The 8,029-nt window shown below is 35.7% G+C and carries 7 protein-coding genes; all 7 read left to right on the forward strand.

Annotated elements, in window-relative coordinates:
- The first annotated feature begins 193 nt into the window (after positions 1-193).
- Positions 194-1,030 carry a diaminopimelate epimerase gene (gene dapF / locus RMR19_RS07855; RefSeq protein WP_310602940.1) on the forward strand — a complete coding sequence of 279 codons (837 nt, stop codon included), beginning with the start codon at positions 194-196 and terminating at the stop codon, positions 1,028-1,030.
- Positions 1,031-1,451: 421 nt separating this feature from the next.
- On the forward strand, positions 1,452-4,079 hold the full coding sequence (gene adhE / locus RMR19_RS07860; protein WP_310602941.1) for a bifunctional acetaldehyde-CoA/alcohol dehydrogenase: 2,628 nt from the start codon (positions 1,452-1,454) through the stop codon (positions 4,077-4,079).
- 207 nt (positions 4,080-4,286) lie between these two features.
- Entirely contained in the window at positions 4,287-4,496 is a 210-nt protein-coding gene (locus RMR19_RS07865; protein WP_310602942.1) for a hypothetical protein, read from the forward strand.
- Between the two features lie 126 nt (positions 4,497-4,622).
- The gene (locus RMR19_RS07870; RefSeq protein WP_310602943.1) at positions 4,623-5,294 is read left to right on the forward strand and encodes a response regulator transcription factor; all 672 of its coding nucleotides are present in this window, start codon (positions 4,623-4,625) and stop codon (positions 5,292-5,294) included.
- Positions 5,295-5,467: 173 nt separating this feature from the next.
- Complete coding sequence (locus RMR19_RS07875) at positions 5,468-6,460, forward strand: sensor histidine kinase (protein WP_310602944.1); 993 nt, start codon at positions 5,468-5,470, stop codon at positions 6,458-6,460.
- Between the two features lie 112 nt (positions 6,461-6,572).
- Positions 6,573-7,334 (forward strand): ABC transporter ATP-binding protein, encoded by a 762-nt coding sequence (locus RMR19_RS07880; protein ID WP_310602945.1) that lies wholly within the window; start codon positions 6,573-6,575, stop codon positions 7,332-7,334.
- The coding region (locus tag RMR19_RS07885; RefSeq protein WP_310602946.1) for an FtsX-like permease family protein at positions 7,334-8,029 on the forward strand (696 nt) is incomplete at its 3' end. The genes RMR19_RS07880 and RMR19_RS07885, both read left to right, overlap by 1 nt.

Genomic DNA, 8,029 nt, shown 5'->3' on the forward strand with positions numbered 1-8,029 from the left:
AATAGCCCTCTAGTTCACAAAGGAGGGGATGCCTATGAACACAATGGAAATTTATCCTTGTAGTGTGGTGCAAGACTTGAGAGTGAACGGTTATCCTTGCACACTTGTTTTGCTGTTTGAAAGTAAAAATTCAGTATCTTCATATACATTCTAGCATAAGTATAGAATAATCGAATCGAAAGGTCGAAGATATATGAAATTTACGAAGATGCATGGACTAGGGAACGATTATATATACATTAATGCGATAACGGAGACTGTTGATAATCCAGAGCAATTAGCAGTACAGATGAGTAGGAGGCATTATGGGATAGGTGCAGATGGTTTGATATTAATTAAACAATCCGATATAGCGGACTTTAAGATGGAGATGTATAATGCCGATGGGTCGAGTGCACAGATGTGTGGAAATGGAATTCGCTGTGTGGCGAAGTATGTTTATGATAAGAAATTAACGGAAAAGACAGATATTCGAATCGAGACAAAGGCAGGGGTAAAGCAGTTGTTTTTAGAGGTTCATGATGACGTTGTTAAGATGGTAACGGTAATAATGGGGCAACCACAGTTGCGCTCAAGTAGGATTCCTGTTATATCGAAGAAGGAAATAGTCAAAGATGAAGAGTTAGAAATTGATGGTGAGAAGTATAGAATTACGTGTGTTTCTATGGGAAATCCACATGCAGTAGTGTTTGTAGAAGATATAAGAGATGTAAACTTAGAAGAAATCGGTCGAAAAATTGAAAATCACCCAATGTTTCCAGAGAAAACAAATGTGGAATTTGTTGAAGTAATAACAAACAATATAATACGAATGAGGGTATGGGAGAGAGGAACAGGGAGTACATTGGCTTGTGGAACTGGCGCATGTGCAAGTGTAGTAGCAAGTGTTATGAATGGCTTCACAGAGCGAAGAGTAGATGTGATACTTGATGGAGGTATTTTGACGGTTGATTGGAGGGAATCAAGTAATATCATTTCAATGCGTGGACCAGCGGAAATGGTGTTTGAAGGTAATTATATGGAGACGTAAAATATAGAAAGAGAGAGCAGCGATACATATTTAGTGTATTTTTGCTCTCTTTTTGTGCAATATAACTAAAAAGCATTGGCAGGACATAGATGTATTTACATAGTATGGAAATCAAATGGCGTAAATAATTTATCTTTGTTAAAATGACCAAAAAAAAAAGAAAAACATCGTTTTTTTGATAAATATGTTCATTGACAAATAATTAACAACACTATACAATAGACATTGTTAAAAGATAAACGAAATGTTGTTATACAATAACTTGTTAATATTTTAACGTAATAATTTTGTTAGTAAATGAAAAGAATAAAAGTAAACATTTTATTTTGAGTAATTTAAGTAATTTATATCCATGAAGCTGTATCGGAGGGGAAGCCCCTACTGATAGTTGGCTGATTTCAAAATTAGGAGGATAATAGTAATGGCAAAGAAAGAAGAACAAGCTACAGTACAAGCAACTGGCTTAGTTGACAGTGTTGATGCATTAGTTGCAAAAATGAATGAGATTAGAGAAGCTCAAAAGATTTTCGCAACATACACTCAAGAACAAGTAGATAAGATTTTTAAGGCTGCTGCAATAGCTGCTAACAAACAAAGAATCCCTCTTGCTAAAATGGCAGTTGAAGAAACTGGTATGGGTATTGTTGAAGATAAAGTTATCAAAAACCACTACGCAGCAGAGTATATCTACAATGCATACAAAGATACAAAAACTTGTGGTATTATTGAAGAAGATACTAGTGCTGGAATCAAGAAAGTTGCTGAACCAATCGGTTTAATCGCAGCAGTTATCCCAACTACTAACCCAACTTCTACAGCAATCTTTAAAACATTAATCGCTTTAAAAACTAGAAATGCAATCATCATCAGCCCACATCCACGTGCAAAGAACTCTACAATTGCAGCAGCAAAAGTTGTTCTTGATGCAGCAGTAGAAGCAGGTGCACCAGCTGGACTTATCGGTTGGATTGATGTTCCTTCATTAGAGTTAACTAACGAAGTTATGAAGAGCGCAGATATCATCTTAGCTACAGGTGGTCCTGGTATGGTTAAGGCTGCTTACTCATCTGGAAAACCAGCTCTTGGTGTTGGTGCAGGTAACACTCCAGTAATCATGGACGAAACTTGTGATGTTAAATTAGCAGTTAACTCAATTATTCATTCAAAAACTTTCGATAATGGTATGATCTGTGCATCAGAACAATCAGTTATCGTTAACGATAAAATCTATGCAGCAGTTAGAAAAGAATTTGCTGACAGAGGATGTTACTTCACATCTGCTGAAGAAACAGAAAAACTTAGAAAAACAATCATCATCAATGGTGCTCTTAATGCTAAGATTGTTGGTCAAAAACCAGTTACAATTGCTAAATTAGCAGGATTTGATGTTCCAGAAGCAACTAAGATTCTTATCTCAGAAGTTGAATCTGTAGAAATCGAAGAAGAAATGGCACATGAAAAATTATCTCCAGTATTAGCTATGTACAAAGCAAAATCATTTGATGAAGCAGTAGCAAAAGCAGAAGTACTTGTAGCAGATGGTGGATATGGACATACATCTTCATTATATGTAAACGTAGGAACTGGAAAAGAAAAAATCAATCAATTTGCAGCAGCTATGAAAACTTGTAGAATCCTTGTAAAGACTCCTTCTTCACACGGTGGTATCGGTGATTTATACAACTTCAAATTAGCTCCATCATTAACTCTTGGTTGTGGATCATGGGGTGGAAACTCTGTATCAGAAAACGTTGGAGTTAAACACTTAATCAACATCAAGACAGTAGCTGAGAGGAGAGAAAACATGCTTTGGTTTAGAGCACCTGAAAAAGTATACTTCAAGAAAGGTTGTCTTCCTGTAGCGCTTGATGAAATTAAGAACGTATTAGGAAAGAAAAAAGTATTTATCGTAACAGACTCTTTCTTATATAAAAACGGATACACTAAATGTGTAACAGATCAATTAGACGCAATGGGTGTACAACATACTACATTCTACGAAGTAGCACCAGACCCAACATTAGAATGCGCTAAAGAAGGTGCAAAAGCTATGAGAGCTTTCGAACCAGATTGTATCATCGCTATCGGTGGTGGTTCAGCAATGGATGCTGGTAAGATTATGTGGGTTATGTACGAACATCCAGAAGCAGACTTCTTAGATATGGCAATGCGTTTCATGGATATTAGAAAACGTGTTTACTCATTCCCTAAGATGGGTGAAAAAGCATACTTTATCGCTGTTCCAACATCTTCAGGTACTGGTTCAGAAGTTACACCTTTCGCAGTTATCACTGACGAAAAAACTGGAGTTAAATATCCATTAGCAGATTATGAATTACTTCCAAACATGTCAATCATCGATGCTGACATGATGATGGATCAACCAAAAGGATTAACTAGTGCTTCTGGTATCGATGCTCTTACTCATGCATTAGAAGCTTATGCTTCAATCATGGCTACAGATTACACAGATGGTCTTGCACTTAAATCAATGAAGAATATCTTCGCTTACTTACCAAGTGCATATGAAAATGGTAAAGAAGATGTAGTAGCAAGAGAAAAAATGGCAGACGCTTCAACTATGGCTGGTATGGCATTCGCAAATGCTTTCCTTGGAATCTGTCACTCAATGGCTCATAAATTAGGTGCATTCCACCACTTACCACACGGTGTTGCTAACGCATTACTTATTACTGAAGTAATGAAATTCAACTCTGTAAGCGTTCCAACTAAGATGGGAACATTCTCGCAATATCAATATCCACATTGTATGGAAAGATATGTTGAAATCGCTAACTTCTTAGGAATGCAAGGTAAAAACGATCAAGAAAAATTCGAAAGCTTATTGAAAGCTATTGAAGAATTAAAAGCTAAAGTTGGTATTAAGAAAACAATCGCTGAATATGGCGTAGATGAAAAATACTTCTTAGAAACATTAGACAAGATGGTTGAACAAGCATTTGACGATCAATGTACAGGTGCTAACCCAAGATATCCATTAATGTCAGAAATGAAAGAAATGTATTTAAAAGTTTACTACGGTAAATAATTTACGAAAGTAAAAAATTAGCCAAAGTAAAAAATTTGCTAAAGCAAATTAGATATAGAAAAGCTTAGAAGAGAATACTTCTTAGTTTCATATAGGCAAAGGGCAGAGAATGAAATACATCTCTGTCCTTTGTTTTTTTGTGTAGTAATATTGAACTATATACATGGAAATGTAGAATATAGTAAAATGAATAATTAATAGCAGTAGATGAGAGGAGAAAAAGAAGTAATGAAATATGTTGATATATTTGTTATAAATATGTTGGTTTTCTCGTTGGCAGGTGGAATATTCAAAGTAATTATGAATAATAAAAAAGATAAAGCCAAGAAAAAGGCGAACAAAAAGAATATTCGAACTATATGTAATGTGAATGAACTAGAATCTACAACTATGAAGGTAGAAGAGAACAATAAATAAGTATTGTTGAATCTAAAGTCGTGCACAGTAACCTGTGTTGTAAGGCTTGGGCTAATAATGTAGAATAGATTCTTATACCAAAACATGCTATAATTATATGCATGAAAAACGACTAGAGGTGGAACGATGTATAAGATGATGATTGTAGAAGATGACCGTGGAATTGCAGAGGCGATAAAAGAGCAGGCTCAGATGTGGGATTTGGAAGTTCTTTGTGTACAAAACTTTAGAAACGTAACGGAAGAGTTCGCGAATTTCCAACCACATTTGATACTACTTGATATATCGTTACCTTTCTTCAATGGCTATCACTGGTGTAGTGAGATTCGTAAGATATCCAAAGTGCCAATTATCTTCATATCATCTGCTTCTGACAGTATGAATATCGTAATGGCAATGAATATGGGGGCGGATGACTTTATTGCAAAACCGTTTGACCAAAGTGTATTAATGGCAAAAGTTCAAGCGATGCTTCGTCGTACGTATGATTTTGCTGCGAGTGTACCTATACTCGAACATAGAGGTGCATTTTTGAACACAGGAGATAATTCACTGACATTTGCTGAAGAAAAAATTCCACTTACAAAGAATGAATACCGAATCCTTCTTTGTCTAATGGAAAACAAATGTAAGGTTGTAAGTCGTGAAAAACTGATGGAACGACTATGGGAGACGGATTCGTTTGTAGATGAAAATACTTTGACAGTTAATATCAATCGACTTAGAAAGAAATTAGAAGCATCAGGGCTGGAGAGTTTTATTGCAACGAAATTTGGTGTGGGATATATTATTGAGTAGCTTGGAGTATTTGAAATACAGTTTGATATAATGTTCACAGTAATGATGTATCAAGATTAAGAGAAGATAAAATATATTTGAAAGTTCACAAATTGTGAAATTAAGGAAAATTCGGAGTGTCAATCAATATTGGCATTTAAAGGACAATTATTTATAAAAGAGGAAATATAGATATGAACGTATTTGGACTATACTTAAAACAACGCAGAAAAGGCATACTTGCATTTGTCTTATTCTGCATAATTTTTGCGGTTACATTTCTATTGTATCATCTACCAATCGATGCAGTTGCCTATCCTACGTTGCTTTGCACTTTTCTTGGAATATTATTTATAGTTGTAGATTTTAGCAGAGTGCAAAGAAAACATAAGCAACTTCTTGAAATGAGAACATTAACAGCAGCTATGATTTCCTCTTTTCCTCTCGTTGAAGGAATAGAAGATGAAGATTACCAAGCGATCATTCAATTGCTAAAGGAAGAGCAGGAACATCTTGAAACAGATATGAATAATCGTTATACAGATATGATAGAATACTATACTGTCTGGGTACATCAGATAAAAACTCCAATTGCATCGATGCGGTTAACATTGCAGAATGAAGATTCCGCCTTATCACGAAAATTAGTAGCGGATTTATTTCGAGTGGAACAGTATGTGGAAATGGTGCTTGCATTTTTACGGCTTGGCTCTACATCTACGGATTATCTGATTAAGGAACACGATTTAGATGCGATTATTCGTGGCTCAGTTAAGAAGTTTGCAGGTGAATTTATAAGTAGAAAAATCCGTTTGGAATATGAACAGCTTGTCTCTGAAACAATTGTAACGGACGAAAAATGGTTCGTATTCGTTTTGGAACAAGTAATATCGAATGCATTAAAATATACACAGGAAGGCAACATAAAAATCTATATGAAAGAGTCGAAAACGTTGTGTATTGAAGATACTGGTATCGGCATAGCACCAGAAGATTTGCCACGTATCTTTGAAAAGGGCTATACTGGATATAATGGACGAAGTGATAAAAGGGCGAGCGGGATTGGACTATACCTTTGTAAGAGTATTTGTGCAAAACTTGGTCATACAATTACAGCGACTTCAGTGCTTGGTCAAGGAACGACAATTCATATCAATTTGGAGCAGTATGAACTACAAAAGGAATAACTTCTTACAAAAGTGTAAGAAATAAAACGGGAAATGTAAGGCGATTCTATGGCGTTGCATTTCCCGTTTCTGTTACAATAAGTGCAGAAAGATTGATAGGAGGAAATATACGATGAGTATTTTAGAAGTAAACGGACTAAAGAAAGTTTATGCAACCCGCTTTGGTGGGAATAAAGTTGAAGCACTAAAAAATGTAAATTTTAGTGTGGAGCAAGGCGAATATGTTGCGATTATGGGGGAGTCAGGTTCGGGTAAAACCACGCTACTTAATATTTTAGCGGCGCTTGATAAGCCGACGAATGGTACAGTAAATCTTGATGGAAAAGAGCTTTCTAAAATTAAGGAGTCAGCAGTAGCGACATTTCGCCGTGATAATCTAGGTTTTGTTTTTCAGGATTTCAATCTTTTGGATACATTTACACTAGAGGATAATATCTATCTACCTCTTGTTCTTGCTGGAAAAACCTATAAGGAAATGCATGCTAGGCTTGAACCAATTGCAGCAAGGCTTGGAATTACAGGATTGTTGAAAAAATATCCTTATGAGGTATCAGGAGGTCAGAAGCAAAGAGCGGCAGTTGCACGAGCATTGATCACAAATCCGAAATTAATACTCGCTGATGAGCCAACAGGAGCATTAGATTCCAAGGCAACGGATGAATTGTTACATCTCTTTAGTGAAATTAATAAAAGTGGGCAAACGATATTGATGGTAACACATTCCGTAAAAGCAGCAAGCCATGCAGGACGTGTATTATTTATTAAAGATGGTGAAGTATTTCATCAGATTTATCGTGGAAATGATACGAATGAACAATTGTATCAAAAGGTTTCTGATACGTTAACTTTACTTGCGACAGGTGGTGAAAAGTGATGGAAGCAGGATTCTATCCGAAACTCGCCCTTGACGGGATTCGAAAAAACAAAAGAATGTATCTCCCATATATCTTAACTTGTGTTGGAATGGTAATGATGTATTATATTATTGTGTTTTTGCAATACACGAATACGCTGGACTATTTGCCAGGCGCAGAAACGATTCGTATTACACTTCAATTTGGTGGCTGGGTAATTGCGTTTTTTGCAACTATATTTTTATTCTATACAAATGCATTTTTGATTCGTAGACGAAAGAAAGAATTCGGTTTGTATAACATTCTTGGAATGGGAAAATGGAATATTGGTCGGATTTTATTCTGTGAAACAATAATTATTGCGATTACATCACTTGGTATTGGACTTATTGCAGGAATTGCTTTATCCAAACTTGCGGAATTAGGGCTTGTAAATGTTCTTAAAGCGGATGTCACATATACATTAAAGGTATCGCTCGAAGCGATAGGGATGACAAGTATCGTATTTGGTGTTATTTTTGCTTTATTATTCTTGAATGCAATTCGTCAAATTAAAATGGCAAATGCGATTTCTCTTTTACGCAGTGAAAATGTAGGTGAGAAACCACCAAAAGCAAACTGGATTTTTGGTATTCTAGGTGTGATAGTCCTTGGGGTAGCGTATTATATAGCAGTAACAATAGAAGCACCGATAGCGGCAATTGTGTGGTTTTTT

Origin of the sequence: Anaerosporobacter sp., assembly GCF_031551385.1 — a bacterium.
In the GTDB taxonomy this organism is placed as follows: domain Bacteria; phylum Bacillota; class Clostridia; order Lachnospirales; family Lachnospiraceae; genus Anaerosporobacter.

What these genes read in the sequence shown, in the direction of transcription:
- dapF (WP_310602940.1), top strand. Translation starts at nt 194, where the DNA reads ATGAAATTTACGAAGATGCATGGACTAGGGAACGATTATATATACATT.
- adhE (WP_310602941.1), top strand. Translation starts at nt 1,452, where the DNA reads ATGGCAAAGAAAGAAGAACAAGCTACAGTACAAGCAACTGGCTTAGTT.
- RMR19_RS07865 (WP_310602942.1), top strand. Translation starts at nt 4,287, where the DNA reads ATGAGAGGAGAAAAAGAAGTAATGAAATATGTTGATATATTTGTTATA.
- RMR19_RS07870 (WP_310602943.1), top strand. Translation starts at nt 4,623, where the DNA reads ATGTATAAGATGATGATTGTAGAAGATGACCGTGGAATTGCAGAGGCG.
- RMR19_RS07875 (WP_310602944.1), top strand. Translation starts at nt 5,468, where the DNA reads ATGAACGTATTTGGACTATACTTAAAACAACGCAGAAAAGGCATACTT.
- RMR19_RS07880 (WP_310602945.1), top strand. Translation starts at nt 6,573, where the DNA reads ATGAGTATTTTAGAAGTAAACGGACTAAAGAAAGTTTATGCAACCCGC.